Below are 24,625 nucleotides of genomic sequence, written 5' to 3'. Positions count from 1 at the left end.
ATGCAACAAGCGTTACGCAACAAGCGAAACACCTATTTTAATTGACAAGAACAAAGGTATTTAACCATGAAAAAATCATTTATTTTACAACAACAAGAAATTAGCTTTGCCAAAAACACGTTTACTGAAAAATTAGCGCAACATTTGGGACTGGTTGAAGTTCAAGGTCCCATCTTAAGTCAAGTGGGTAATGGGATTCAAGATAATTTATCAGGTAAAGAAAAAGCGGTTCAAGTGAATGTAAAAATGATTGAAGATGCCAGATTTGAAGTGGTACATTCATTAGCAAAATGGAAACGTCATACGTTAGCCCGTTTTGGTTTCGCCGAGGGCGAGGGCTTATTTGTTCACATGAAAGCCTTACGTCCAGATGAGGACAGCTTAGACCAAACGCACTCAATTTATGTGGACCAATGGGACTGGGAAAAAGTGATTCCGGCCGGTCAACGTAACTTAGCTTACTTAAAAGAAACCGTACGTTCAATTTATTCCGCAATTTTAGAAACCGAGCAAGCGGTGGATGAAAAATACGGCTTGAAATCGTTCTTACCGAAAGAAATCACCTTTGTACATTCAGAAGATTTGGTGCAAGCCTATCCAGGCATGACAGACAAAGAACGTGAAAACGAAATTTGTAAAAAATATGGTGCGGTGTTCTTAATCGGTATCGGTGGCGTGTTATCTGACGGTAAACCACATGACGGTCGTGCGCCAGACTATGATGACTGGACAACGGTTTCTGAGGGTGAATACAAAGGTTTAAACGGTGATATTCTCGTTTGGAACCCTGTATTGGAACGTGCTTTTGAGCTTTCTTCCATGGGTATTCGAGTGGATGAAACCGCATTGCGTAAGCAGTTAGCCATTACGCATGATGAAGATCGTTTAAAATTTGATTGGCACCAAGATTTAATTAACGGACGTATGCCATTGTCTATTGGTGGTGGGATTGGGCAATCTCGTTTAGCTATGTTGTTGTTGCAAAAACATCACATTGGCGAAGTACAATCAAGCGTATGGCCAAAAGATGTCTTGGCTGAATTTAAAAATATTCTTTAATTAGGCATTTAATTCAATGAATAGCGATAATTTTAATTTAGGTTAATCTTTCCGCTAAGGTCTGTTCCTTAGCGGTGGACGCCGCAAGGGAACAGATTTATCTCTAAAGATCTCTCTTTTCCGATAATTATCTGTTTTCTTTCTCACTTTAGTGGCAGTTTGTCATGTTGACAATCTGGCTAGAGGTGGCCCTGTTTTACCTAAATTTTACGTCAACATTTTTTAACAACACAGGAGAAAGCAAAATGAAACAAATCACAGCCATTATTCAACCTTTTCGTTTAGACGATGTGCGAGATGCGCTCAATGACATGGGGATCCATGGCATGACCGTACTCGAAGTAAAAGGAGTGGGGCGTCAAAAAGGGCATACCGAACTTTATCGGGGGGCAGAATACATGATTGATTTTATCCCTAAAATTCAACTGGATATTGTGATTACCGACGAGCTTGTCGAGCAAGTGGTGGAGGCTATTTGCAGTGCGGCACAATCGGGCAAAATCGGTGATGGCAAAATTTTTATTAAACCCGTCGAGCGTGTGATCCGCATTCGTACTGGCGAAGTGGATGAAAGTGCGGTGTAATTTTTCTTATTTTTCGGAGATCAAAATATGTGTAAATGGTTATTAACAATGGGATTGGCGAGTTTTCCTATGCTCGCCACGGCAAGTACAGCAGAATGGTTAAAACCCCTGTCTGAACTTAACTCTGGCGATACCACTTGGGTGATGGTGTCAGCGATTTTGGTATTATTTATGACCTTGCCGGGATTGGCTTTGTTTTATGCCGGCATGGTGCGTAAGAAAAACGTATTGGCCACCATGATGCAAAGTTTAACTGTCGCCTGTTTAATCGGCGTGATTTGGATATGCTTTGGTTATAGCCTTGCCTTTACCGAGGGAAATGGTTTGCTCGGGGGAACGGATCGCTTTTTCTTACAAGGTTTAGATTTATTATCAGAAAAAGGCTTGGGGACTATTTACCCCGGGGCGAGTACCATTCCTGAATCCGTGTTTATGCTTTTCCAAATGGCCTTTGCAATTATTGCGGGTGCCATTATCACGGGCGCCTTTGCGGAACGCATGAAATTTTCTGCGTTACTTTTATTCGTGGGATGTTGGTCATTGTGTATTTATATTCCAACCGCCCATTGGGTGTGGGGGCTTGATGGCTGGCTGGCCTCTGATGGGGTGCTAGATTATGCGGGCGGCACCGTGATCCATATTAATGCGGGCGTGGCGGGTTTAGTGGCTTCCATCATGATCGGCAAACGTGTTGGCTACGGACGTGAAGTGATGGCGCCACACAACTTAGTGTTAACCTTAATTGGGATGGCGATGTTATGGGTCGGCTGGTTTGGATTTAATGCCGGTTCGGCATTAGCCGCAGATGCTCGTGCCGGCATGGCGTTAGCCACCACCCAAGTGGCGGCGGTGGCGGCGGCCTTAACTTGGATTCTCATTGAAGTTTGCTTAAAACATAAACCCTCTGCTTTAGGTTTGGCCTCTGGTGCCATTGCGGGTTTGGTGGGGATTACCCCTGCAGCAGGGTTTGTCAGCGTACAAAGTGCCTTATTTATTGGCGTGATCACCAGTGCGATCTGTTTTGTGGGCGCCACCAAATTAAAATATTGGCTTGGCTATGACGATACGCTCGATGCCTTTGGCATTCACGGTCTGGGTGGCATTGTCGGGGCGATTTTAACAGGCGTTTTTGTGTCGACGGATATTTCAGGCACCGACACCACGTTGTGGTTACAAATTGAAAGTGTCATTATTACCATCGCTTACAGCGCCATGGGCAGTTTCATTATTCTCAAGATCATTGATAAAACCCTTGGCTTACGTGTCGACTATGATGATGAACGTAAAGGATTAGACTTGGTGTTACACGGCGAGCGTATTGAGTAGTTTAGCCACCTAATCTCTAAAAGTACACCCAACGGTGGCTTTTAGAGATTTAAATAAAACGCCGCAGTTAATGCCACAAATTCGGCCGTATATTGATGATTTTCATCATAAATCATTAATTGCTCGATTTGAGGTGCGGTTTTTCTCTTTTCAAAGGAAACTAACATTCTATGTGGCGACTTGCCTTGTTTGGTGATGATTTCACAACGCCGATTGCAAAAAAGTGCGGTGTTTTTAATCAGCGTTTCTGCTTGTTCAAACGGTAAAATAAATTGAATTTTGCCTTGCTCGGTGAGGCATTGTTCAGCCACATGGAGCCAATCTATATGGGTTTGTTGCTGGGTATAACGGGCGGTATTGCGTGCGGCATCTCGGCAATCCACGCCTTGCGCAAAATAAGGTGGATTAGCCACGATTAAATCAAATTTAGGCCTTTTTTCACCGCAGTTTAGCGCAAATTCCCTGATATCTTGCTGAAGAATTTGTACCCGATTTTTCCATGGCGATTGATTAACATTATCTTGGGCCTGTTGAGCCGCATCAGGATCGATTTCCACCCCGACAATTTGCACGTGTGGATGTGTACGTTGTGCGAGCATTAACGCCACCAATCCCGATCCCGTACCAAGGTCACAAATATGCGTCGCCTGTTGAATGTCGGCCCAAGCACCGAGTAAAATACCGTCCGTACCCACTTTCATGGCACAGCGATCATGCTGAATCTGAAATTGTTTAAAACGAAACCCCGACATAAATCCCCCGATTGCCTGAAAGTGCGGTATAATTTAGCATAATTTTGACAATAAACTAGAGAAAATGATGTCACAACTGACTTTTGAAGAACTTGACCTTTCCCCGCTATTGCTGAAAGCCTTAGCGAAAAAAGGCTATACTCGCCCAACGGCGATTCAGCAAGAAACCATTCCGGCGGCCATGGAACTGCGAGATGTATTAGGCTCCGCGCCAACGGGCACCGGCAAAACGGCGGCCTTTTTATTGCCCGCCATTCAGCATTTATTAGACAACCCACGCCGCCAACCTGGGCCGCCACGGATTTTAGTACTTACTCCCACCCGTGAATTAGCCATGCAAGTGGCCGAACAAGCGGAAGAATTGGCGCAGTTTACCCATTTAAACATTGCCACTATTACCGGCGGCGTGGCCTATCAAAATCACGGTGAAGTGTTTAATAAGAACCAAGATTTAGTGGTTGCCACTCCTGGTCGGTTATTGCAATATATCAAAGAAGAAAATTTTGACTGTCGTTCGGTCGAAATTCTGATCTTTGATGAGGCCGATCGCATGTTACAAATGGGCTTTGGACAAGATGCGGAAAAAATTGCGGCGGAAACCCGTTGGCGTGAACAAACTATGTTATTTTCTGCGACTTTAGAGGGCGAATTATTAACCGATTTTGCCGAGCGTTTATTGCAAGATCCGCTACAAGTAGACGCGGAGCCAAGTCGCCGTGAACGCAAGAAAATTAACCAATGGTATTATCATGCGGATAACGTGGAACATAAAACCAAGTTACTGGTGCGCTTTATTGAAAATGAACAAGTGACTCGTGGCATTGTGTTTGTACGTCGTCGTGAAGATGTGCGTGAGCTGTCGGAAACCTTGCGCAAACGCAATATTCGTAGCACCTATTTAGAGGGTGAAATGGCGCAAACCCAACGGAATAATGCCATTGATAAACTCAAAAATGGCGTGGTGACTGTGTTAGTGGCAACGGATGTCGCTGCACGAGGCATTGATATTGAGGATGTCAGCCATATTATGAATTTCGATCTGCCTTATAGTGCAGACACCTATTTACACCGTATCGGCCGTACAGCAAGAGCGGGTAAAAAAGGCACCGCTGTGTCTTTTGTAGAGGCGCATGACTACGGCTTACTCGGTAAGATTAAACGTTATACCGAAGAATTGCTTAAACCAAGAATTATTGAGGGATTAGAACCTCGCACTAAAGCCCCGAAAGACGGTGAAGTAAAAACCGTGAGTAAAAAAGCCAAAGCTCGTATCAAAGCGAAACGAGAAGAGAAGAAAAAAGACGAGCAGAAGAAAAAAGTCAAAGTGCGTCATAAAGATACGAAGAATATTGGGAAACGGCGTAAACCGAGTGGGGGACATCAGGAATAGTAGATAAAAGAGTTGGTATTTATTTTTGTAAATAATTCTTGAGCCTATACCTAAATGAGGAATAGGCTCACGGGAGCCGAAAGTGACGAAAGATTATCCCATCATATGATAACCGCTTAATAAATCTTGCCAATTTTGCGTGCTAAATTGAATTTTCATCCGTTCAATTTCCTTATGAAAAGAACGCTGTAATCGTTCAAGATTGCCTTGTTTCCAAAAATCCCCTGATTTTTCACCGCACTTATCAAAATCTAACAACCAACATTTTTGCCCTGTTTCTGTCTGTTGGAGCAAAATATTATGGGCGTTTAAATCCGTATGGCAAATTTGTAAATCGTGCAACTGGCGAATTAAGCCGCCAATCTGTTGCCAAATTTCTGAGGGCAAGGTTTGATGCTGTAAAAGTGCGGTTAAATCTTGAGCATTTTCGATCTTTTCCATCAAAATATCAGCACGATAACAAATACCTAACTTGCCTTTTTCAACGACCGCCATAATCGGCTTCGGCACAGGTAAACCAGCCACGTATAATTTTTGCAACAAACGTAATTCGGCAAAACTGCGTGTTTGTGAAAGTGCGATAAAACGGTAGCGATCTCGAATAATTTTGCCCCATAATCCGCCACGATAGTAATGACGTAAGCTGGTATTAACACCGAACAGATCAGCGGTTTGTAAAAAATAAGTGGTGCCACGTCCTTTGGCGGTGCCTGAAACTCGCTCTTTTTTTAACCAGTAATCTGGACTAAAAAATTGACGATAATTGAGCTCAGCATAACTGTCATTCGCTAATAAAAAAAAGCAATTTTGATCTTGTCGTTCAATCATTTTATATTCCTTGTTGGCGTTCGCATCATTCTACTTTAAAATAGTATTATTTCCAATTCCCCTCAACACTATTCCCTCTCCCTCTGGGAGAGGGCTAGGGTGAGGGTTTATTTAATAAACATCATTTTACCCTCACCCCAACCCTCTCCCAGAGGGAGAGGGGGAGGAATGAGGATAATTTATGCCTTTGTTTAATCCCCAAAATCCGCCAAAATCCCTATGCGTTCTTCGCCTTTCCGCTATTGGTGATATTACGCATGCTTTAGCCGTGGTACAAGAAATTGCTCGTTTTTATCCTGCTTGTCAAATCACTTGGATTGTAGGAAAGGTGGAGTATGCGTTATTATCACAGGTGATGCCTGAAAACCCACAAATTAACTTGGTGATTTTTGATAAGAAAACAGGTTGGCGAGGCGTTTTTGCTTTATGGAAACAGCTAAGAAATCAATCATTTGATGCGTTATTAAATATGCAAACCGCTTTCCGTGCATCTATTTTATCTTTAGGTATTAAAGCCAAATATAAAATCGGTTTTGGGAAAAAGCGTACCAGAGAAGGGCAACATTTTTTTGTTAATCAATGTGTTAATGATCCTGAAAATCCTCATGTGTTAGACGGTTTTATGGCATTTGCCGAAAAAATTGGCGTAGCAAAATTTACCCCTCATTGGCAATTAAACCTTTCTTTGCCAGCACAACAAAAGGCAAAAACCTTTATTCAACCAAACCAACGCAATCTGATTATTTCCCCTTGCTCCAGCAAAACGGAAAAAGATTGGTTGATTGAACGCTATGCGGAGCTCGCCAATGTTGCCACTCAACAAGGTATTAACGTGATTTTATGTGGTTCTCCTGCTTCACGAGAAATGGAAATTTGCCAAAAAATCACCGCACTTTGTGATAATCAGATAACCAATGCGTGCGGAAAAACGAGTTTAGCTGAATTGACCGCTTTAATCCAACAAGCAGATTTAGTGATCGCACCCGATAGTGGTCCTGCTCATATTGCCACCATGGTGGGAACACCTGTTATCGGTCTGTATGCTTATCATAATCCTTGGCGAACAGGTCCTTATCATAATTTAGATAATGTGATTTCGGTCTATGAGCAAAATGCGTTAAAAGAATTTCATAAGCCAACTAGTGAATTACCATGGGCAACCAAATTATCGGGTAAAAATTTGATGGCGGAAATTGAAGTGAAAGATGTGGTGAATGAAATGCGGAAATGGTTACCCTCACCCTAGCCCTCTCCCAAAGGGAGAGGGAATTTTAGGCAAATTACAAGGTTTTCGCTAATTTTTTCAAATAGTCTTTGAACGGTTTGCCTAATTTTTCATGTTGTAAACCATATTCTACAAAGGCTTGCATATAACCAATTTTATCACCGCAGTCGAAAGATTCTCCCGTCATGTGGAAAGCCTCCACGGTTTCTTTTTCGATAAGCATATCAATGGCATCCGTTAATTGAATTTCATCACCCACGCCAACGGGGGTTTTTTCGAGTAAATGCCAAATTTCAGCAGAAAACACATAGCGACCAACTACGGCAAGATTAGACGGTGCTTTTTCTACACTTGGTTTTTCTACCATACGCGCAATTTTGGCACTTTCACCACCCGCAAATTCCACACCGTTACAGTCTGCAATACCGTAACTACTCACATCTTTTGGATCCACTGGGGCAACCATAATTTGACTATTGCCCGTTTCTTTAAAGCGTTTGATCATGGCAGCAAGATTTTCAGTTTTTTGATTCGCTGTAAAATCCGCTAATAGCACATCAGGTAACACCACAGCAAAAGGCTCATTGCCCACCACAGGACGACCACATAAAACAGCGTGTCCCAAGCCTTTGGCGTTACCTTGACGGACGTGCATAATGGTCACATCTTTCGGACAAATGGAGCGCACTTCTTCCAATAGCTGACGTTTCACCCGTTTTTCTAACATGGTTTCCAATTCAAAAGAGGTGTCGAAGTGGTTTTCAATGGCATTTTTGGAGGAATGGGTGACTAACACGATTTCTTTTACACCTGCATTGACACATTCGTTGACGACATATTGAATTAATGGTTTATCGACTAAAGTAAGCATTTCTTTTGGAATGGCTTTGGTGGCAGGTAACATTCGTGTACCTAAGCCAGCCACAGGAATAATGACTTTCATTTTTTGTCCTTTTCTAAATGTAGTCCCCGTCTTTGCCGCCTGAAAATCATTTAATTTGTAGGAAAAATTGTACTGTTTGAGCGTAGCGAGTTTACAATTTTTCCGTTAAGCAAATTGAATGATTTTCGGGAAACAAGGCAAAATCGGGGCGTGTTTCTTTTTGCTTACTTTTGCTTTGCACGAGCACAAAATCCACAGGATTTTGAACGTTGGCTTTGCCAACGGCACGAAGTGCGAGCGTAGCGAGTAAAGAAAAAGTAAGTCGCCATCGGCGAAACACGATATTAATTATAAAATAACCGCACTTTTTTAAAGTGCGGTCAATATTAACAAGATTTTTTATTGACGCAACAACGCCAAAATCTCATCCGTCTTCTCTTGCATCAACACTTTATCCCCACGGGTTTCAAGGTTCAAACGCACCACAGGTTCCGTATTTGAGCTCCGTAAATTGAAACGCCAGTTTGGATATTCAATGCTAATACCGTCAATTTCATTGACACTCACTGCATCTTTTTCATAGGCAGCACGTACACGAGCAATGGATGCTTTGGCATCGGTTAATTTGCTGTTGATTTCACCTGGTGATGGATAAGTATTAATGCTTTCTGTCACTAATTGACCTAAGGATTTACCTGTTGTGCTCACTAATTCCATCACTAATAACCAAGGCACCATACCACTATCACAATAGTAGAAATCACGGAAATAATGGTGTGCTGACATTTCGCCACCGTAAACCGCATCCACTTCACGCATTTTTTCCTTAATGAAAGAATGACCTGATTTCGACATGACAGGTTCTCCACCGTTAGCGGATACTAATTTTTCCGTATTCCAGATTAAACGAGGATCGTAGATAATCTTCGCCCCTTTTTGTTTTTGGGTGAAAGCCTGACCTAATAGACCGACCACATAATAACCCTCAATGAAACCACCGTTTTCATCAAAGAAGAAACAACGGTCGAAGTCGCCATCAAAGGCAATCCCCATATCGGCTTTGTGTTTTAATACCGCATCAATGGTGTCTTGGCGGTTTTCGTGTAAAATTGGGTTAGGAATACCATGTGGGAAAGTACCGTCTGGATTATTATGCACCTTAATAAATTCCACTGGCACACGGCGAGCTTTAAATTGTGCTTCAATCGCATCCACTACATGACCTGCCGCACCATTACCTGAGTTAATCACTAATTTTAATGGTTTGATATTATCTAGGTTTACATAAGAAAGTAAACGTTCAACATAATCACCAATCACCGATTGTTGTTTATATTGACCACGTTGAGTTACCGCAGGGAAATTATTTTCCTCCGCTAAACGTTGAATATCAGCGAGTCCTGTGTCTGCACTAATTGGACGAGATCCTTCACGCACTAATTTCATGCCGTTATAATCCATTGGGTTATGGCTAGCAGTGACTTCAATACCACCATCCGCTTTTAAGAATGAAGTAGCGAAATAAACTTCTTCAGTACCCACTTCACCTAAGTCAATCACATCAACACCAGAATCTAATAAGCCATTTGTCACAGCACTTTTCAACTCTTTACTGGTTAAACGTACGTCACCACCCACTACAATATTTTTCGGCTTTAAGAATTGACCAAAGGCACGACCAATGCGATAGGCAATATCGACATTGAGTTCATCCCCTAAACGGCCACGAATATCATAGGCTTTAAAACACGTTAATTTACTCATAGATTCTCCTTAACTAATCTCTGAATGTTCGTCATCTTGAGATTGTTTGATACGTTGATAGATTTCTTCCCGATGAACGGAAACGTCTTTGGGTGCTTTCACACCTAATTTAACTTGATTACCACGGACATTTAACACTGTGATTTCAATATCATCACCAATGAGTAAGCTCTCGCCCAGTTTTCTGGTTAAAACTAGCATATACGTCTCCTCTTTATATGATTATATTTGTTTGTGTTAACAACTTCCTTATTGATAACAAATCTTGTAAATCACAACAAGATATTACGATATAACACTTACAAATTTCCTTTTAACCAATCAGATGCCACATCCAATGCGTTAGCCACATTTTCGGGTTGGGAACCGCCGGCCATGGCCATATCTGGACGACCACCACCTTTTCCGCCCACTTGCTGAGCCATAAGATTGACTAATTCACCTGCTTTCACTTTGCTTGTGAGGTCCGCTGTTACGCCGACAATTAAATTGACTTTGCCCTCAACAGCCGAGGCAAACGCCACCACGGCAGAACCGAGTTGATTTTTCAAATCGTCGACCATCACTCGCAATGCTTTGCTATCGACACCGTCCAACTGTTGAACAATGACCGAAATTCCATTAATTTTCACCGCACTTTGTGCCAAATTCGAGCCAGCTTGCATAGCGGCTTTCTCTTTTAACTGTTGTAATTCTTTTTCTGTTTTCTTGGCTTTTTCTTGCAATAGATTAATTTTCTCTGGCAATGACGCCACATCAGATTTTAACGCCTCGGTGACCCTATCTAAAATGGCTTGTTGTTGATGCAACCAAGCAATAGCGCCCTCGCCCGTTACAGCCTCTACACGGCGAATACCGGCGGCCACGGCACCCTCAGAAACCAATTTAAATAAACCAATATCACCAGTACGTTCCGCATGTAATCCACCACAAAGTTCAATGGAGAATGGACTCATGGTCACGACACGCACCACGTCGCCATATTTTTCACCGAACAGCGCCATAGCTCCTTTGGCTTTCGCTTGTTCAATGCCCATTTCTTCGGTTAATACCGGGTGATTGGCTCGAATATGGAAGTTCACAATACGTTCGACTTCAGCCAACTGCGCTTTGGTAATCGCCTCAGGTTGCACAAAGTCAAAACGTAAACCCACATCAGAGACTAACGATCCTTTCTGCGCCACATGTTCGCCTAACACTTGACGTAAAGCAGAATGCAATAAATGGGTCGCACTGTGATTTAATCGGGTATGTTGACGACGCACATTATCTACGCTAGCCTCAACCACATCCCCCACGCTTAAACTGCCGACTTGCAATTCACCTAAATGACCAAACACTTGGCCGTATTTTTGGGTGTCTTTTACCTCAAATTGGCCATGTTCATGGCTTAACACGCCACTGTCGCCAATTTGTCCGCCCATTTCGGCATAGAATGGGGTATTTTCTAAAATGACGACGGCACCTTGGCCCGCCTCAATACGTTCTACGGCTTTACCATCTTGGAAAAGTGCGGTGACTTTTGCCTGACTTTCTGCTTTGTTATACCCCTCAAATTGCGTGGTGCCGTCCACACGAATCACATTATTATAATCCATACCGAACTGGCTAGCAGACTGCGCTCGCAAACGTTGCGCCTCCATTTCTTTATCAAAGCCGACTTCATCAATTTGAATATCACGTTCACGGCACACATCAGCGGTTAAATCCAATGGGAAACCGTAAGTATCATATAATTTAAAGGCCACTTCACCAGACAATACGCCGTCTTTCACATTGGCTAAGGCATCATCTAATAACGTTAACCCACGCTCTAAGGTGCGAGCAAATTGTTCTTCTTCCAAACGTAACAGTTTTTCAACGTTGGCTTGTTTTTCTTTCACGATTTTCGCCGCATCTGCCATGACGTCAATTAACGTCGGCACCAATTTATAGAAGAATGTTTGTTTTGCCCCTAATAAATGTCCGTGGCGAACCGCTCGGCGAATAATACGGCGTAATACATAACCTCGTCCCTCATTAGATGGAATCACGCCGTCAGCAATTAAATACGCACAAGAACGAATATGGTCGGCAATTACACGCAACGATTTATTGTTTAAATCTTGCACGCCCACCACGTCCGCCACTTTGCGGATTAAGGTTTGGAAAATATCAATTTCATAGTTGGAATTTACATGTTGCATCACGGCGGTCATACGCTCTAGGCCCATACCGGTATCAACGGACGGTTTCGGTAATTTCTCCATTGTACCGTCTGCCAAGCGGTTGAACTGCATAAATACAATATTCCACACTTCAATATAGCGATCGCCGTCTTCTTCTGGACTACCCGGTAAACCACCCCAATGTTGCTCACCGTGATCGTAGAAAATTTCCGTACATGGACCACAAGGCCCAGTGTCACCCATGGCCCAGAAGTTATCGGAGGCGTAAGGTGCGCCTTTGTTGTCACCAATACGAATAATATGATTTTCAGGCACACCCATTTGTTGATGCCAAATATTATAGGCTTCGTCATCGGTTTCATACACGGTAACGTAGAGTTTTTCTTTCGGTAAACCTAACCATTGTGGTGAGGTTAAATATTCCCAACCGAAAGCAATCGCATCTTGTTTAAAATAATCGCCAAAGCTAAAATTTCCCATCATCTCAAAGAATGTATGATGGCGTGCGGTATAACCGACGTTTTCTAAGTCATTGTGTTTACCTCCTGCTCGCACACAACGTTGTGCCGTGGTAGCTCGAGTATAAGCCCGTTTTTCTAAACCAAGAAAAACATCTTTAAATTGGTTCATCCCTGCATTGGTAAAAAGTAGGGTGGGATCGTTTTCAGGCACAAGGGAACTGCTGTCCACCACTTGATGGCCTTTGCTGTGGAAAAAATCTAAAAAGGACTGTCTAATTTCTGCTGTTGTTTTCATAACTCGTTAATCGTTGTTGAATGTCAATAAATTACTGCTATTGTGGCACAAATTTTACTTTTATTGAATGACTTTTGTGCTTATTTTTTCACAGTTTTTAATAATGCCGAAAGAACTGGCGCAGGAACAAATTTCTCCACATTGCCACCATGCAAATAAATTTCTCGTACGATAGTCGAAGAAACATAGGCCCATTGCTCACTTGGCGGTAAAAACAGGCTTTCTACGCCGTTAGCCAGCGTTTTATTTAAATGGGCTAATTGCAATTCATATTCAAAATCCGTGGTACTGCGTACACCTCGAATAATGGCTTGAATAGCCTGTTGTTGCACCACATTGGCCAATAAATCGGCAAACCCAATCACTCGAACATTCGGCACGTGGGCGACGGATTGTTGCGCTAATTGAACACGTTGCTCCAACTCAAATAACGGTTTTTTAGAGGGGCTGGCAGCCACGGCCACAATAACCTCGGAAAAAAGCACCGCACTTCGCTCAATAATATCCACATGCCCGTTAGTAATTGGATCAAAGGTGCCAGGGTAAATCACTCGAGCCATTTTATTTCTCCGTTTGTTGTGTTGCAGTGTCAGATTGCTGTTCTAAATACGGGCGCAATAAGCCAATCAGCCGTTTTAAGGCGCCTCGATTTTCCACTAACACTTCATAACCCGCCTGACCAAAACGTTGACGTAATTTTGGGGAACGTAAAAATTTACTCACGGCCCGAGCCAATATTTTAGGTTCTGACTTCACTTTGAGTACACCTAGCACATATTCCAATTTCAAAAACACTTCAGGAAAATTAAACACATGCACACCACTAATCACAGGCAATTTAAACGCCAAAGGTTCGAGCGGATTATGTCCGCCATGTTTAACTAAACTGCCGCCCACAAAAGCCACATCAGACACGCCATACATCAACATCAATTCGCCCATGGTGTCGCCTAATAAAATTTGAATTTGTGAACTTGGTGCGACTTGATTGCTGCGACGACAATAACGAAAATCATGTTTTTCAATTAGATTAGCCACGGAATTAAAGCGTTCGGGGTGACGAGGCGCTAAAATTAACAATAAATCTGGGAATTGTTGTAATAAAGTGCGGTGCGCTTGCAACACGATTTCTTCTTCACCCTCATGGGTGCTGCCCGCAATCCAAACGGGCCGTTGACCAATCCAGTCTGTTTGTAATTGTTGGATATTATTTAACAATTCTTCGGAAATTACTAAATCATATTTAATATTGCCCGTTAATTCTAAGCGGCCTCGGTAGCCTAATTCCGTATAACGCTGTCCGCTAATGCTGTCTTGCGGCGCAATCAGGCTAATTTCATTTAACACATTTTTAATCCGATTCTTTGCCCAAGCATAACGTCTGGCAGAGCGGGCAGATAAGCGTGCATTAGCCACAATAAAGGGAATATGGCGTAATTTGAGTTGATGAATTAAGGTTGGCCAAATTTCCGTTTCAATCACAATGCAGGCTTTGGGTTGCACAAACTGAATAAAACGTTTTACCGCACCAGGTAAATCATAGGGTAAATAAAAATGGCGTACACTGTCCCCAAAGGCGGCTTTCACTCGGGCGGATCCGGTGGGGGTCACCGTGGTCATGGTAATGGGTAACTGCGGGTATTCTGCTTGAATTTGACGAACCAACGGCGTGGCGGCAATCACCTCACCCACCGAGGCGGCATGAATCACAATTCCATGCGGACGTGGTTGGCTTGATGGCGCATAAAATAACCCGTAGCGTTCCCAAAGACGCTTGCGGTAATTAGGGGATTTGATACTGCGCCCCCACATAAAAAGTAACAGAAACGGTTGCAACACATACATTGCCAACGTATAGAGCCAACGGAGCATAAGGTTATGCCTAAAAGTAAACGATTAAATGCCTTATAGTATAGCGATTTTAAGGCAAAATCGGAAGAAAATGTTTACTCTGGCGTAATCCAAGTCACCTTGTAGCTCCCCGTTCCCTCAGGTACCAAAGTCTTGACCAAATACGGTAAGACGTTTTTCATTTGGCTTTCTAATTGCCATGGTGGATTGATGACAATCATGCCACTGGCGGTCATGCCACGTTGATCACTATCGGGACGCACGGCGAGTTCAATTTGTAAAATTTTACGAATGCCGGTGGCCTCCAATCCTTTAATCATGCGTTTGCTTTGTTGGCGCAACACCACAGGATACCAAATGGCATAAATACCGGTGGCAAAACGTTTATAGCCTTCTACAATGGCTTGCACTACCAGATCATAATCTTCTTTTAATTCATAAGGTGGGTCGATTAAGACTAAACCACGACGTTCTTTGGGTGGCAAGGTCGCTTTCAGTTGTTGGAAACCATCATCTCGCTTGGTCGCAATATTGTCGTCATTTTTGAATGTATTACGCAATAACGGATAATCAGCGGGGTGTAATTCGGTGAATAATGCCCGATCTTGTGGACGTAACATTAAGGCCGCAATAAACGGAGAACCCGCATAATAACGTAACTCTTTGCCACCGTAGTTGAGTTTTTTAATCAAATTAATATAGCGTTGGACTTCTTCAGGCAACTCTTGTTGTTCCCAAAGTCTGGCAATGCCCTCTAAATATTCAGCGGTTTTTTCCGATTGTTCGCTAAATAAACGGTATTTCCCCACGCCTGCATGGGTGTCTAAATAATAAAACCCTTTGTCCTTTTGTTGCAGATTTTCAATGATCAACATTTGCACAAGATGTTTGAGAACATCGGCGTGATTGCCGGCGTGAAAACTATGGCGATAGCTTAACATGGGATACCCTTCTTGATTTTTAATTTTCGCTAAATAAGCGAAAACCCTGATGACTTTTACAATCATCAGGGTTTCTAAATATGGCTCCTCCTGCGGGACTCGAACCTGCGACATATGGATTAACAGTCCACCGTTCTACCGACTGAACTAAGGAGGAAAAGATGGTGCCTCGAGGCGGAATCGAACCACCGACACGGGGATTTTCAATCCCCTGCTCTACCGACTGAGCTATCGAGGCGTAACGCTTATGCGTCAACACGGGGCGTATTAAACCGTATTTAGGCCTTTCGGTCAACTGTTATTTTACAAAAAAATCTAAATTTTATCTGTTTGCTTGTTTAATATGCAAAAATGGTTAGAAAAAACCCCGCACTTCGTACGGGGCTAAGATTATTTCACACGGCGGTAACTTTGTTGCGCTTTATCCACTTTCAGCAAGTAATTACGTGCTTGTGATGATGGATGTGCCGTGGTGAGAATACGGTATACCTGTTCCGGTTGCATACGGTTAATTTGGTAAATCGCCTCGTCTTTATCACGGCTAAACACTCGCAACACGGCACCTGCGCCACTGTTATAAGCAGAAATCATGGCATAACGCATGGAAGTTGGGTTTTGAATACCCGCAAGATATTCATTCTTCAACAACCACAAATAAGCCGTACCCGCATCAATGTTTTTCGCCGGGTCGAATAAATAACTTTTATTCGGTTGACCTGACAAGCCTTTCATTTTGAAAATATCACGTCCCGCCGTATGTGGCACCACTTGCATTAAGCCTAACGCATTCGCATAGCTGATCGCATAAGGGTTGAAACTGGATTCCGTTTGCATGATCCCCAAAATCAGACTTTCATCAATACCATATTGACGTGAAGATTTACGGATAAAGGACATATAAGCTCTCGCCCGCACATTAACGTGGTTAGCAATCATTTGAATGCTGACAAATTGCACCGCACGGCCATTGCTTAATTTGCGTTTTTGCAGTTTATTTTGAATCAAGTAAGTCGCAAAATTGTTCGCCGTGTTCAGGTCTTTAATCGGCTGTCCCAAATTATTCACGACCTGTCCTACTAAGAACGGGCGAGTACTGATCGGCGTATCGCCCGAGGCAAATAAGTCAATTCCTTTCGCATCAGATCCCATCAGCAACGTATGCACAATGGCGTTATGCAAACGATTTAAATCAGACAAGGTTTCAATATTAATTTGCCCCTCATCAAAGCTAATATGGCTACGAGTATAATAACTGTCCGTATATTTCACATAGTCTTTACGACTGGCCACCAATAACTCTTTCACGCCCCAAATTTGGTCGATATTTTGCGAAAACTGGCCCGTTAATAAATCCAACCCATGGGTATCTTTCGCCAAGGTTTCGTCATAGCTACGTTCTTTACTTGAGGAACAGGCATACAAAAAGGGAATAAGCGCCAACACGGCTAATTTTTTTAAGGAAATCTTCATCATAATTCATTTATTCAGCTTGTGGAACATAGCCTTCAATATGCACCTCTTTGCCCTCAAACAAAAAATTCACCATTTCTTGCTCTAGCAGTTGACGATGCTCGGCGTTCATCATATTTAATTTTTTCTCATTGACGAGCATGGTTTGCTTTTTCATCCATTCGCCCCATGCTTGCTTGCTAATGTTATCAAAAATACGTTTCCCTAATTCCCCAGGGTAAAGCTGGAAATCTAAGCCCTCGGCTGATTGGTTTAAATAAGCACAAAATACTGTTCTAGCCATTATAATTTTCTCTTATGAAATTCGGTTAATAAATTTTTGACTGGCGTAGCAAGTCCAATTTGATCGGGATTGGTCGGATCATACCAATATTTCCCCCGACTGGATAGAGAAGATTGATATTCTTCCTGACTTTCTGCTATTTTTTTCCAATCTGTGCGATCTTCGTCACATTTTTTGTCCTGAAGTTCCGCATAAATTGGATAAATATCTAAATGAAAATGGCTAAACGTATGCCGAAATGCCGTCCATTCTTGATATTGTGTAATCCCCCGCTTGTGTAAATAACCTAATAAATCGTCTTTCGTCGCAAATTGTGGAAAGCAATATAACCCACCCCACAGGCCTGAAAGTTCTCGAGGTTCTAATAATACCTTGCCTTGGTCAGCCAAAATTAAAAAATAACTGTTTTTTTCTGGCAAGGCTTTTTTCGGTTTTTTATTGGGATAATCTCGCCAAGAATCTGTTAAATTTGCACCGCACTTCTGGCTAATTGGACACAAATCACACTTCGGTTTTGAACGAGTACAAACCATTGCCCCCAAATCCATCATGGCTTGATTAAAATCCGCCCCCTGATCTTGTGGTGTCACTTGTTCGCTTAACGTCCACAATTTATCTTCCACTTTCTTATCACCAGCCCAGCCCTCAACAAGAAAAAAGCGAGATAAAACACGTTTTACATTGCCATCTAAAATCGCATAGGGCTGATTCAAAACGGAAGATAAAACCGCTCCCGCCGTACTTCGTCCAATCCCCGACAAAGCCAACACTTGCTCAAATTGGGTAGGGAATTCCCCCTGATATTCATCACGAATGTGCTGTGCCGCCTTGTGTAAATTTCTAGCACGAGCGTAATAGCCTAAGCCTGTCCACAAATGCAACACTTCATCAAGAGGCGCATTAGCCAGTGCGGTAATGGTGGGGAACGTTTTGATAAACCGCTCAAAATAAGGGATGACCGTTGCCACTTGGGTTTGTTGCAACATCACTTCCGACAACCACACGCCGTAGAGCGTTTTATCCTGCTGCCAAGGCAAATGCTTGCGCCCAAATCGGTGATACCAATTCAGTACAGCTTGCGCAAAAGGAGCTGTGGAACAAGATTGTGCGGTCATACTCGTTTAAAGTGCGGTAAAAAAGAAAAGAATTTTAGCATAAAAATCATCAAAATTTGCACCGCACTTTTAAATCCGTATAATTGCCGAAAATTTATTTTCAATAACACCGTATGACAGAACAGAAAAACACCTTTGCCGATCAAAAACGTAAAACCGTAGAAACCGCTGAATTTACTGAAGACGGACGCTATAAACGCAAAGTGCGGAGCTTTGTGTTACGCACCGGCCGATTAAGCGAATATCAACGCCAAATGATGAACGATAACTGGGCCAATTATGGCTTGGATTATCAAGAAACGCCCTTTGATTTTGCTGAAATTTATGGCAATGATCATCCCGTGGTGCTAGAAATCGGCTTTGGCATGGGGAAATCTTTAGTGGAAATGGCTGCTCAAAATCCCGATAAAAATTACCTTGGCATTGAAGTTCACACCCCCGGTGTGGGGGCTTGTTTGGCTTATGCGTTAGAAAAAGGCGTGAAAAATTTACGTGTCATGTGTCATGACGCTACGGAAATCTTGCGTGATTGCATTGCGGAAAATTCGTTGGGCGGATTACAACTCTTTTTCCCTGATCCTTGGCAAAAAGCGAAACACCATAAACGTCGCATTGTTCAAGCCGCTTTTGTAGAAACCGTGGCAACTAAATTACACTGCGGTGGCTTTATTCATTTTGCCACCGACTGGGAAAATTATGCCGAACACATGCTAGATGTGTTACAATCCATGCAAAGTGCGGTGGGAATTCGCAATGTTTCGGCGACGAATGATTATATTGAACGCCCCGATTTCCGCCCATTAACGAAATTTGAACAGCGTGGTCACAAACTTGGTCACGGTGTTTGGGATTTATATTTTATTAAAGAGTAAGAGCTAACAGGCTCGCATAGCATAGGAGAAAAATATGGCTATTCAACGTAACGCACGTCAGCGTAAAAAAATGCACTTAGCAGAATTCCAAGAATTAGGCTTTTTAGTCAACTGGCAATTTGCTGAGGGAACCGCTATTGAGAAAGTGGATGAAATCGTTGATCGCTTTATTCGTGAAGTGATTCAAGCCAATGGTTTAGCTTATGAGGGCAGTGGCTATTTACATTGGGAAGGCTTAGTTTGTTTAGAAAAAATCGGAAAATGTGATGAAAATCACCGCACTTTAGTCAAAAACTGGCTAGAAAGCAACGGTTTACAACAAGTGGAAATCAGTGAATTATTTGATATTTGGTGGGAATTTCCAACCAAATAAGCATGAAAAAAATCGATAACTAAAATAGGGCCAAACAAGCCCTATTTTTTGTTTAAAACACCGCCTCTAAACGTAAGAAGAGATTCACAAAGTGAGTACGTTCTGCCTTACGGTCATTATAGTATTGCGCCTCGGGTTTGAGGAAAACCCATTGTTTATAAATAGGTTGACGCCAGCTAATAAACGGTCCATAAACGGTTAAATCGGCTTTTTTATGTATTATTGGACCACCAGTAAAAATGCCATAATTAAGTTCCCGATTACCGCTAAAACGATGTTGGCGGTATATACTGTTTCCCCAATAGGTTTCTTCATCGTTATCATGTGTGTATTCAAGGAAAAGGCTGCTGATATTAGAGATTTGCGCACTTTCATGATGTTTAACATCAAAGTTGGAACGTAAAAAATGTTTACTATTAATGCCATAACGGTAAATTTGTTCCAGTCTTGAACTCAGGGTTTCTGTCCAGTTCCAATCTTTCCCCACTTTGGCACGTAAGAAAATATCCGCCCCATGACGAATCCCCAAATCAAGATCAGTATCAATGCCGCCCCAGTTTTTCAGCTCTTTTGAAAAACGTAACGCCACCGATGCGTTATCATTACGACTGGATTTGCGATCTAATTTTTTAGTTTGTAGTGGATCTTTACGTTCAGGGTTGACCGAATCATCCATGGTATTATCAATAGATTCATCTCCAAACACCAAACTCCAACGGCGTTTCAACGTGGGCAATTTAATTTTCCCACGAACCCGTGGCTTAATGCTGTAACCATCGTAACGATTCCAACGATTATCCAACATCAAACGCAAGGTTGCACTGGACGGGTTATTGGGATCGGTGTCACCAAACCAACTGTCGATATCATTCGACCATGCTTTTAAATATTGTCTAACGGTTTTATGTGAACTGTCTACCCAGTTTTCATCACTTTCTGTTTCTGCGGCCCACACTTGGCCTGTCAGGCTGAGTAACAGCAAAGGGGCAACATAATATTTTGTGTTATTCATATTATTTCTTCCATAAAACATTATTCAACAACCCCATATTAAAACCCTTAAGTCATGAATGCAAATCCATATTGAAAAAATTCGCCTTTTGTGAACAAAAAAACTGACTGTCACCTAGATATTTTTTGCACGAACCCTTGACGAAATGCCCTTTCAGGGGTAACATTCGCCCCGATTTTATTACTTTGGAGCAACACACTTTGGACAGTCACAGTCGATACCGACTTTATATTTTCATTTAGTGTCGCCTTTCCCCTCTCTCTGGGCTTATCGGCGACAAGTTCGTGGATAAGTTTTCCACCATTTTGGTATCTTTTTATGGTTTTTTTAACCGCACTTTATCGGTGTTTTAGGTTAATCAATCGTTTTGTTCATTGCGTTTGTTCATATCCCACAAGGAGTATGACAACATGATTAACGCATTTTCCCTTGAAAACGCCCGTTTGACCCGTTTAGAGGACGAAGATAACGCTGCACTTAACACGGCCATCTGGATCGACTTGCTTGAACCGTCGATTGAGGAACGTGAAACCTTGCAGCAAAGCCTCGATCAAAATTTGGCGAGTTTCTTGGAATTAGAAGACATTGAGGCGTCCGCCCGTTTTTTTGAAGATGAGGACGGCTTGCATTTGCACTCATTCTTCTATTGTGAAGATGAAGATGATTATGCGGATCTCGCCTCCGTGGCCTTTACCATTCGTGACGGCCGTTTGTTCACCTTGCGAGATCGTGAACTGCCTGCATTCCGACTTTATCGTATGCGTTCCCGTTATCAACGCTTAGAAGAATGTAACGCTTACGAAGTGCTGCTCGATTTAATCGAAACCAAAATTGAGCAATTAGCGGACGTGATTGAAACCGTTTATTCCGAGTTAGAACGATTAAGTCGGGTGATCTTAGAGGGCAAGCAAGGCAAAGCCTTTGATGAAGCCTTAGGCACCTTGACAGAGCAAGAAGATACCAGTTCCAAAGTGCGTTTGTGCTTAATGGATACGCAACGTGCCTTGAGTTTTTTGGTACGAAAAACACGCTTGCCTGCCACTCAGTTAGAACAGGCTCGGGAGATTTTACGAGATATTGAATCCTTGCAACCGCATAATGAATCTTTATTTCAAAAGGTCAACTTCTTAATGCAAGCGGCCATGGGTTATATCAATATTGAGCAGAATAAAATCATGAAATTCTTCTCGGTGGTGTCCGTGATGTTCTTACCCGCTACGCTGGTTGCCTCCACTTACGGTATGAACTTTGAATTTATGCCAGAGTTACATTTTGAATATGGTTATCCGATGGCAATCGGTATGATGATCGTCGCCGCCATTTCGCCCTATTTGTATTTTAAACGCAAAGGTTGGTTGTAAATCACAAAAGTGCGGTGCTTTTTGGGCGTTTTTCAACGCCCTTTCGCTTTTTATGGTACAATCGCACAAATTTTATTTTATGAAGAAAAAACGATGTCAAGAGAAAAGAAATCCCGTCGAGTGACGGACGCTATGCCAATTCGTAAATCCGATAAAAAACCGGAAAAACCGTTGTTTGGCAAGAAATTATCCCGTTATGAACTGGATGCCAAAGCCCGTGATGAAAAACGTAAACGCAAGCACAAAGGTTTAGCGACAGGTTCTCGTCATAGCGCAACGGAAAACAACAACACAGCACAAAGCCAAACAGCAAAAGATCCTCGTATTGGCAGCCGTAAAAAAGTGCCATTAATTGTGGAATTTGTGAACAAGCCAGAACAAGGGAAAGTGATTCCACCGTTAAAAACAGAGCAAAAAATCACCGCGCTTGACCCGATGTTAGAACTGGAACAGTTGGAAAATAACGAATGTCTGAATGAGTTATTGGATCAACTGGAGGCGGGTAAAGTATTACATGCAGAAGATCAAAAATTTGTCGATGAATGCCTAGATCGTATCGCACAATTAATGGCTGAACTCGGCCTTGATGAAGAAGAGGAAAGTGAGGAAGATTTATACCGCACTTTTGAGAAAATGGATATTAACCAGTTTAGATAATGACAACGATTTTACTGATTATTGGTGCGGCCATTGTAATTGCCATGGCCATTTACACGGTGCATTTGCTACGACAATTACGCCAACAAAAACGTTTATTTGCGCAAGCCAAGCAAGCTCGTATGCGACGCTTGAAAGACAGCATTACCATTATCGCAAAAGCCATGTTAAACGGCGACTGCAATCATTCCGAGGGCGTCATTCGGTTAAAAATGTTGCTCGATCCGCTCGGCCAAAAACGCTTGGTGGATTATGCTGCCATGTGGCAACTGTATGAAATCGTACAGGATATGCCCACCCATGAGGCTCGCAAAACCTTGAAAAAGAATGAACGTATGCGTTTAGATTTACAACGTGAAAGTAAAGAAGTGGAATTAGAAACGCAAATCAAAACCGATTTAGCACAATTATTGGAAGACATAAAATAGCCATGAGTGACATTACTTGGGATCAGGATCTCATCCAAAAATATAACCATTCCGGACCACGTTACACCTCCTATCCAACGGCATTGGAATTTAGTGAAAGCTATACTGAGGAAGATTTTCAGGCGGCAGCGGCGCGTTATCCAGAACGCCCCTTGTCGTTGTATGTGCATATTCCATTCTGTCACAAGCTGTGCTATTTCTGTGGCTGTAATAAAGTGATTACTCGCCATCAGCACAAAGCGGATATTTACTTAGATTATGTGGAACAGGAAATCAAAACCCGTGCGGCCTTATTTCAGCACCGTTTAGTGACCCAAATTCACTGGGGCGGTGGCACACCGACATATTTAAGTGAGGAACAATCGGCACGTTTAATGCAAATGCTGCAAGATCACTTCAAGATCGCCGACAATGCGGAAATTTCGATTGAAATGGATCCTCGTGAAATCGAGCTCGCCATGTTGGCCCATTTGCGTAAAATCGGTTTTAACCGCATTAGTATGGGCGTGCAAGATTTCAATAAAGACGTGCAAAAAGCGGTGAATCGTGAACAAGATGAAGACTTCATTCGTGCGTTATTGGAGCGAGCCAGAGAACTGGGTTTTCAGTCTACTAACTTAGATTTGATTTATGGTCTACCGTTGCAAAACGTGGACAGTTTTATGTTCACCTTGCAAAAAGTGATTGAACTCAATCCTGATCGTTTAAGCGTGTTTAATTATGCGCACTTACCCGCACGCTTTGCGGGCCAAGCGAAAATTAAAGATCACCAATTACCGGCGCCAGAAACCAAACTCCAGATTTTACAAAAAACCATTGAAACCTTAGGCAATGCAGGCTATAAATTTATTGGTATGGATCACTTCGCCAAACCCGATGATGAATTAGCCATAGCCCAAAATAACGGTATTTTACACCGCAATTTTCAGGGCTACACCACCCAAGAAGAATGTGATTTGTTAGGCTTAGGCGTGTCCGCCATCAGTTTGTTAGGCGATACTTATGCGCAAAACCAAAAGGAAATTAAACGTTATTATGCCGATGTGGATAGCACCGGCATTGCCTTACATAAAGGCTTAGTCTTAAGCCAAGAAGATTGCTTACGTCGAGATGTAATTAAAGCCTTGATCTGTAATTTCAAACTGGATTTTGCGACGATTGAGCAACAATATCACATTGACTTCAAAACGCATTTTGCCGAAGATTTGGCATTATTAGCCCCATTAGTAGAAGATCACTTAGTACAAATTACTGAACAAGGCATTCAAGTGTCGTCTACAGGCCGCTTGCTAATTCGGAATATTTGCCTCTGTTTTGACACCTATTCTCGCCAACAAGCCAGAAGACAGCAATTTTCACGGATTATTTAACTCTTCAACAAAAAAGCACCGCACTTTAATCTCAGTGCGGTGCTTTCTTTTAACTGTGATAGATTAATCTTTTGGTAAAATATAAAGCGCTACCAATAAGCCACCCCAAATAATGCTCAGGGCGACAATCATCATTAAAATTGCACTTGTACTCATT

General features: G+C 42.4%; 26 protein-coding genes and 2 tRNA genes. 11 read left to right on the top strand and 17 right to left on the bottom strand.

Annotation, left to right across the window (positions count from 1 at the left end; all coding sequences use genetic code 11):
- The first annotated feature begins 66 nt into the window (after window positions 1-66).
- From asnA to ACTG7X_RS03065, 3 genes are all read left to right on the top strand, one after another.
- The gene (gene asnA, locus ACTG7X_RS03075; protein ID WP_439239973.1) at window positions 67-1,059 is read left to right on the top strand and encodes an aspartate--ammonia ligase; all 993 of its coding nucleotides are present in this window, start codon (window positions 67-69) and stop codon (window positions 1,057-1,059) included.
- Between the two features lie 245 nt (window positions 1,060-1,304).
- Entirely contained in the window at window positions 1,305-1,643 is a 339-nt protein-coding gene (locus tag ACTG7X_RS03070; RefSeq protein ID WP_439257067.1) for a P-II family nitrogen regulator, read from the top strand.
- Between the two features lie 27 nt (window positions 1,644-1,670).
- Window positions 1,671-2,969: an ammonium transporter gene (locus ACTG7X_RS03065; protein ID WP_439257065.1), complete on the top strand. Its 1,299-nt coding sequence runs from the start codon at window positions 1,671-1,673 to the stop codon at window positions 2,967-2,969.
- A gap of 41 nt (window positions 2,970-3,010) precedes the next feature.
- Here ACTG7X_RS03065 and ACTG7X_RS03060 read toward each other — a convergent pair whose 3' ends face one another.
- Window positions 3,011-3,721 carry a tRNA1(Val) (adenine(37)-N6)-methyltransferase gene (locus tag ACTG7X_RS03060; protein WP_439257063.1) on the bottom strand — a complete coding sequence of 237 codons (711 nt, stop codon included), beginning with the start codon at window positions 3,719-3,721 and terminating at the stop codon, window positions 3,011-3,013.
- A gap of 67 nt (window positions 3,722-3,788) precedes the next feature.
- Between ACTG7X_RS03060 and srmB the strand changes: the two genes are divergently transcribed.
- Window positions 3,789-5,111: an ATP-dependent RNA helicase SrmB gene (srmB, locus tag ACTG7X_RS03055; protein WP_439257078.1), complete on the top strand. Its 1,323-nt coding sequence runs from the start codon at window positions 3,789-3,791 to the stop codon at window positions 5,109-5,111.
- Between the two features lie 93 nt (window positions 5,112-5,204).
- On the opposite strand, the gene ACTG7X_RS03050 is transcribed toward srmB, so the two are convergent.
- Entirely contained in the window at window positions 5,205-5,939 is a 735-nt protein-coding gene (locus ACTG7X_RS03050) for a 3-deoxy-D-manno-octulosonic acid kinase (protein ID WP_439257061.1), read from the bottom strand.
- Between the two features lie 181 nt (window positions 5,940-6,120).
- Here ACTG7X_RS03050 and ACTG7X_RS03045 point away from each other — a divergent pair, with 181 nt between their 5' ends.
- Window positions 6,121-7,185: a glycosyltransferase family 9 protein gene (locus tag ACTG7X_RS03045; RefSeq protein WP_439257059.1), complete on the top strand. Its 1,065-nt coding sequence runs from the start codon at window positions 6,121-6,123 to the stop codon at window positions 7,183-7,185.
- Window positions 7,186-7,219: 34 nt separating this feature from the next.
- Here ACTG7X_RS03045 and galU read toward each other — a convergent pair whose 3' ends face one another.
- The 13 genes from galU to mutY form a co-directional block, all read right to left on the bottom strand.
- A complete protein-coding gene (gene galU, locus ACTG7X_RS03040) occupies window positions 7,220-8,107 on the bottom strand; it encodes a UTP--glucose-1-phosphate uridylyltransferase GalU (RefSeq protein ID WP_439257057.1) in 888 nt (295 codons plus the stop codon).
- 91 nt (window positions 8,108-8,198) lie between these two features.
- Window positions 8,199-8,387, bottom strand: a complete 189-nt coding sequence (locus tag ACTG7X_RS03035) for a hypothetical protein (RefSeq protein ID WP_439257055.1) — start codon at window positions 8,385-8,387, stop codon at window positions 8,199-8,201.
- A 59-nt stretch (window positions 8,388-8,446) separates the two neighbouring features.
- A complete protein-coding gene (locus ACTG7X_RS03030) occupies window positions 8,447-9,811 on the bottom strand; it encodes a phosphomannomutase CpsG (protein ID WP_386689141.1) in 1,365 nt (454 codons plus the stop codon).
- 9 nt (window positions 9,812-9,820) lie between these two features.
- Window positions 9,821-10,012 (bottom strand): carbon storage regulator CsrA, encoded by a 192-nt coding sequence (gene csrA / locus ACTG7X_RS03025; RefSeq protein ID WP_439257053.1) that lies wholly within the window; start codon window positions 10,010-10,012, stop codon window positions 9,821-9,823.
- 98 nt (window positions 10,013-10,110) lie between these two features.
- Window positions 10,111-12,735 (bottom strand): alanine--tRNA ligase, encoded by a 2,625-nt coding sequence (gene alaS / locus ACTG7X_RS03020; RefSeq protein WP_439257051.1) that lies wholly within the window; start codon window positions 12,733-12,735, stop codon window positions 10,111-10,113.
- An 80-nt stretch (window positions 12,736-12,815) separates the two neighbouring features.
- On the bottom strand, window positions 12,816-13,295 hold the full coding sequence (gene coaD / locus ACTG7X_RS03015; RefSeq protein ID WP_439243217.1) for a pantetheine-phosphate adenylyltransferase: 480 nt from the start codon (window positions 13,293-13,295) through the stop codon (window positions 12,816-12,818).
- 1 nt (window position 13,296) lies between these two features.
- A complete protein-coding gene (waaA, locus tag ACTG7X_RS03010; RefSeq protein WP_439257049.1) occupies window positions 13,297-14,607 on the bottom strand; it encodes a lipid IV(A) 3-deoxy-D-manno-octulosonic acid transferase in 1,311 nt (436 codons plus the stop codon).
- Between the two features lie 74 nt (window positions 14,608-14,681).
- Window positions 14,682-15,527, bottom strand: coding sequence for a 23S rRNA (adenine(2030)-N(6))-methyltransferase RlmJ (locus tag ACTG7X_RS03005; protein WP_439257077.1), 846 nt, complete (start codon window positions 15,525-15,527; stop codon window positions 14,682-14,684).
- Window positions 15,528-15,608: 81 nt separating this feature from the next.
- Window positions 15,609-15,684: transfer RNA gene (locus ACTG7X_RS03000), tRNA-Asn, on the bottom strand.
- 5 nt (window positions 15,685-15,689) lie between these two features.
- Window positions 15,690-15,765, bottom strand: a tRNA-Phe gene (locus ACTG7X_RS02995).
- A 152-nt stretch (window positions 15,766-15,917) separates the two neighbouring features.
- The gene (gene mltC / locus ACTG7X_RS02990; protein WP_439257047.1) at window positions 15,918-16,997 is read right to left on the bottom strand and encodes a membrane-bound lytic murein transglycosylase MltC; all 1,080 of its coding nucleotides are present in this window, start codon (window positions 16,995-16,997) and stop codon (window positions 15,918-15,920) included.
- Between the two features lie 10 nt (window positions 16,998-17,007).
- Window positions 17,008-17,280 (bottom strand): oxidative damage protection protein, encoded by a 273-nt coding sequence (locus ACTG7X_RS02985; RefSeq protein ID WP_439257045.1) that lies wholly within the window; start codon window positions 17,278-17,280, stop codon window positions 17,008-17,010.
- Entirely contained in the window at window positions 17,280-18,395 is a 1,116-nt protein-coding gene (gene mutY / locus ACTG7X_RS02980; protein WP_439257043.1) for an A/G-specific adenine glycosylase, read from the bottom strand. Before mutY ends, ACTG7X_RS02985 begins: the two co-directional genes overlap by 1 nt.
- A gap of 113 nt (window positions 18,396-18,508) precedes the next feature.
- Here mutY and trmB point away from each other — a divergent pair, with 113 nt between their 5' ends.
- Window positions 18,509-19,267 carry a tRNA (guanosine(46)-N7)-methyltransferase TrmB gene (gene trmB, locus ACTG7X_RS02975; RefSeq protein ID WP_439257041.1) on the top strand — a complete coding sequence of 253 codons (759 nt, stop codon included), beginning with the start codon at window positions 18,509-18,511 and terminating at the stop codon, window positions 19,265-19,267.
- A gap of 34 nt (window positions 19,268-19,301) precedes the next feature.
- Window positions 19,302-19,640: a YggL family protein gene (locus ACTG7X_RS02970; protein WP_439243231.1), complete on the top strand. Its 339-nt coding sequence runs from the start codon at window positions 19,302-19,304 to the stop codon at window positions 19,638-19,640.
- 52 nt (window positions 19,641-19,692) lie between these two features.
- On the opposite strand, the gene ACTG7X_RS02965 is transcribed toward ACTG7X_RS02970, so the two are convergent.
- Entirely contained in the window at window positions 19,693-20,652 is a 960-nt protein-coding gene (locus ACTG7X_RS02965; RefSeq protein ID WP_439257040.1) for a hypothetical protein, read from the bottom strand.
- Window positions 20,653-21,062: 410 nt separating this feature from the next.
- Between ACTG7X_RS02965 and corA the strand changes: the two genes are divergently transcribed.
- The 4 genes from corA (at window position 21,063) to hemN (ending at window position 24,468) form a co-directional block, all read left to right on the top strand.
- Window positions 21,063-22,013, top strand: a complete 951-nt coding sequence (corA, locus tag ACTG7X_RS02960) for a magnesium/cobalt transporter CorA (protein WP_439243235.1) — start codon at window positions 21,063-21,065, stop codon at window positions 22,011-22,013.
- A gap of 93 nt (window positions 22,014-22,106) precedes the next feature.
- Window positions 22,107-22,670, top strand: coding sequence for a Der GTPase-activating protein YihI (gene yihI, locus ACTG7X_RS02955; RefSeq protein ID WP_439257039.1), 564 nt, complete (start codon window positions 22,107-22,109; stop codon window positions 22,668-22,670).
- Window positions 22,667-23,098: a DUF2489 domain-containing protein gene (locus ACTG7X_RS02950; RefSeq protein WP_439243296.1), complete on the top strand. Its 432-nt coding sequence runs from the start codon at window positions 22,667-22,669 to the stop codon at window positions 23,096-23,098. Before yihI ends, ACTG7X_RS02950 begins: the two co-directional genes overlap by 4 nt.
- 2 nt (window positions 23,099-23,100) lie before the next feature.
- Window positions 23,101-24,468 (top strand): oxygen-independent coproporphyrinogen III oxidase, encoded by a 1,368-nt coding sequence (gene hemN / locus ACTG7X_RS02945; RefSeq protein ID WP_439257038.1) that lies wholly within the window; start codon window positions 23,101-23,103, stop codon window positions 24,466-24,468.
- Window positions 24,469-24,531: 63 nt separating this feature from the next.
- Here hemN and ACTG7X_RS02940 read toward each other — a convergent pair whose 3' ends face one another.
- The gene (locus ACTG7X_RS02940; protein ID WP_439243242.1) at window positions 24,532-24,624 is read right to left on the bottom strand and encodes a methionine/alanine import family NSS transporter small subunit; all 93 of its coding nucleotides are present in this window, start codon (window positions 24,622-24,624) and stop codon (window positions 24,532-24,534) included.
- Window position 24,625: the final 1 nt, after the last annotated feature.

Origin of the sequence: Lonepinella sp. BR2271, from assembly GCF_051851515.1 — a bacterium.
GTDB lineage: Bacteria > Pseudomonadota > Gammaproteobacteria > Enterobacterales > Pasteurellaceae > Lonepinella.
This window is presented reverse-complemented; position numbering and strand designations above follow the sequence as displayed.

Coding starts and splice junctions, on each gene's coding strand:
- ACTG7X_RS02970 (WP_439243231.1), top strand. CDS start 19,302: ATGGCTATTCAACGTAACGCACGTCAGCGTAAAAAAATGCACTTAGCA.
- yihI (WP_439257039.1), top strand. CDS start 22,107: ATGTCAAGAGAAAAGAAATCCCGTCGAGTGACGGACGCTATGCCAATT.
- waaA (WP_439257049.1), bottom strand. CDS start 14,607: ATGCTCCGTTGGCTCTATACGTTGGCAATGTATGTGTTGCAACCGTTT.
- ACTG7X_RS03045 (WP_439257059.1), top strand. CDS start 6,121: ATGCCTTTGTTTAATCCCCAAAATCCGCCAAAATCCCTATGCGTTCTT.
- alaS (WP_439257051.1), bottom strand. CDS start 12,735: ATGAAAACAACAGCAGAAATTAGACAGTCCTTTTTAGATTTTTTCCAC.
- srmB (WP_439257078.1), top strand. CDS start 3,789: ATGTCACAACTGACTTTTGAAGAACTTGACCTTTCCCCGCTATTGCTG.
- ACTG7X_RS03050 (WP_439257061.1), bottom strand. CDS start 5,939: ATGATTGAACGACAAGATCAAAATTGCTTTTTTTTATTAGCGAATGAC.
- csrA (WP_439257053.1), bottom strand. CDS start 10,012: ATGCTAGTTTTAACCAGAAAACTGGGCGAGAGCTTACTCATTGGTGAT.
- mltC (WP_439257047.1), bottom strand. CDS start 16,997: ATGAAGATTTCCTTAAAAAAATTAGCCGTGTTGGCGCTTATTCCCTTT.
- ACTG7X_RS03030 (WP_386689141.1), bottom strand. CDS start 9,811: ATGAGTAAATTAACGTGTTTTAAAGCCTATGATATTCGTGGCCGTTTA.
- ACTG7X_RS03065 (WP_439257065.1), top strand. CDS start 1,671: ATGTGTAAATGGTTATTAACAATGGGATTGGCGAGTTTTCCTATGCTC.
- ACTG7X_RS03060 (WP_439257063.1), bottom strand. CDS start 3,721: ATGTCGGGGTTTCGTTTTAAACAATTTCAGATTCAGCATGATCGCTGT.
- galU (WP_439257057.1), bottom strand. CDS start 8,107: ATGAAAGTCATTATTCCTGTGGCTGGCTTAGGTACACGAATGTTACCT.
- ACTG7X_RS02985 (WP_439257045.1), bottom strand. CDS start 17,280: ATGGCTAGAACAGTATTTTGTGCTTATTTAAACCAATCAGCCGAGGGC.
- ACTG7X_RS02965 (WP_439257040.1), bottom strand. CDS start 20,652: ATGAATAACACAAAATATTATGTTGCCCCTTTGCTGTTACTCAGCCTG.
- ACTG7X_RS03005 (WP_439257077.1), bottom strand. CDS start 15,527: ATGTTAAGCTATCGCCATAGTTTTCACGCCGGCAATCACGCCGATGTT.
- trmB (WP_439257041.1), top strand. CDS start 18,509: ATGACAGAACAGAAAAACACCTTTGCCGATCAAAAACGTAAAACCGTA.
- corA (WP_439243235.1), top strand. CDS start 21,063: ATGATTAACGCATTTTCCCTTGAAAACGCCCGTTTGACCCGTTTAGAG.
- hemN (WP_439257038.1), top strand. CDS start 23,101: ATGAGTGACATTACTTGGGATCAGGATCTCATCCAAAAATATAACCAT.
- ACTG7X_RS03070 (WP_439257067.1), top strand. CDS start 1,305: ATGAAACAAATCACAGCCATTATTCAACCTTTTCGTTTAGACGATGTG.
- ACTG7X_RS02940 (WP_439243242.1), bottom strand. CDS start 24,624: ATGAGTACAAGTGCAATTTTAATGATGATTGTCGCCCTGAGCATTATT.
- mutY (WP_439257043.1), bottom strand. CDS start 18,395: ATGACCGCACAATCTTGTTCCACAGCTCCTTTTGCGCAAGCTGTACTG.
- asnA (WP_439239973.1), top strand. CDS start 67: ATGAAAAAATCATTTATTTTACAACAACAAGAAATTAGCTTTGCCAAA.
- coaD (WP_439243217.1), bottom strand. CDS start 13,295: ATGGCTCGAGTGATTTACCCTGGCACCTTTGATCCAATTACTAACGGG.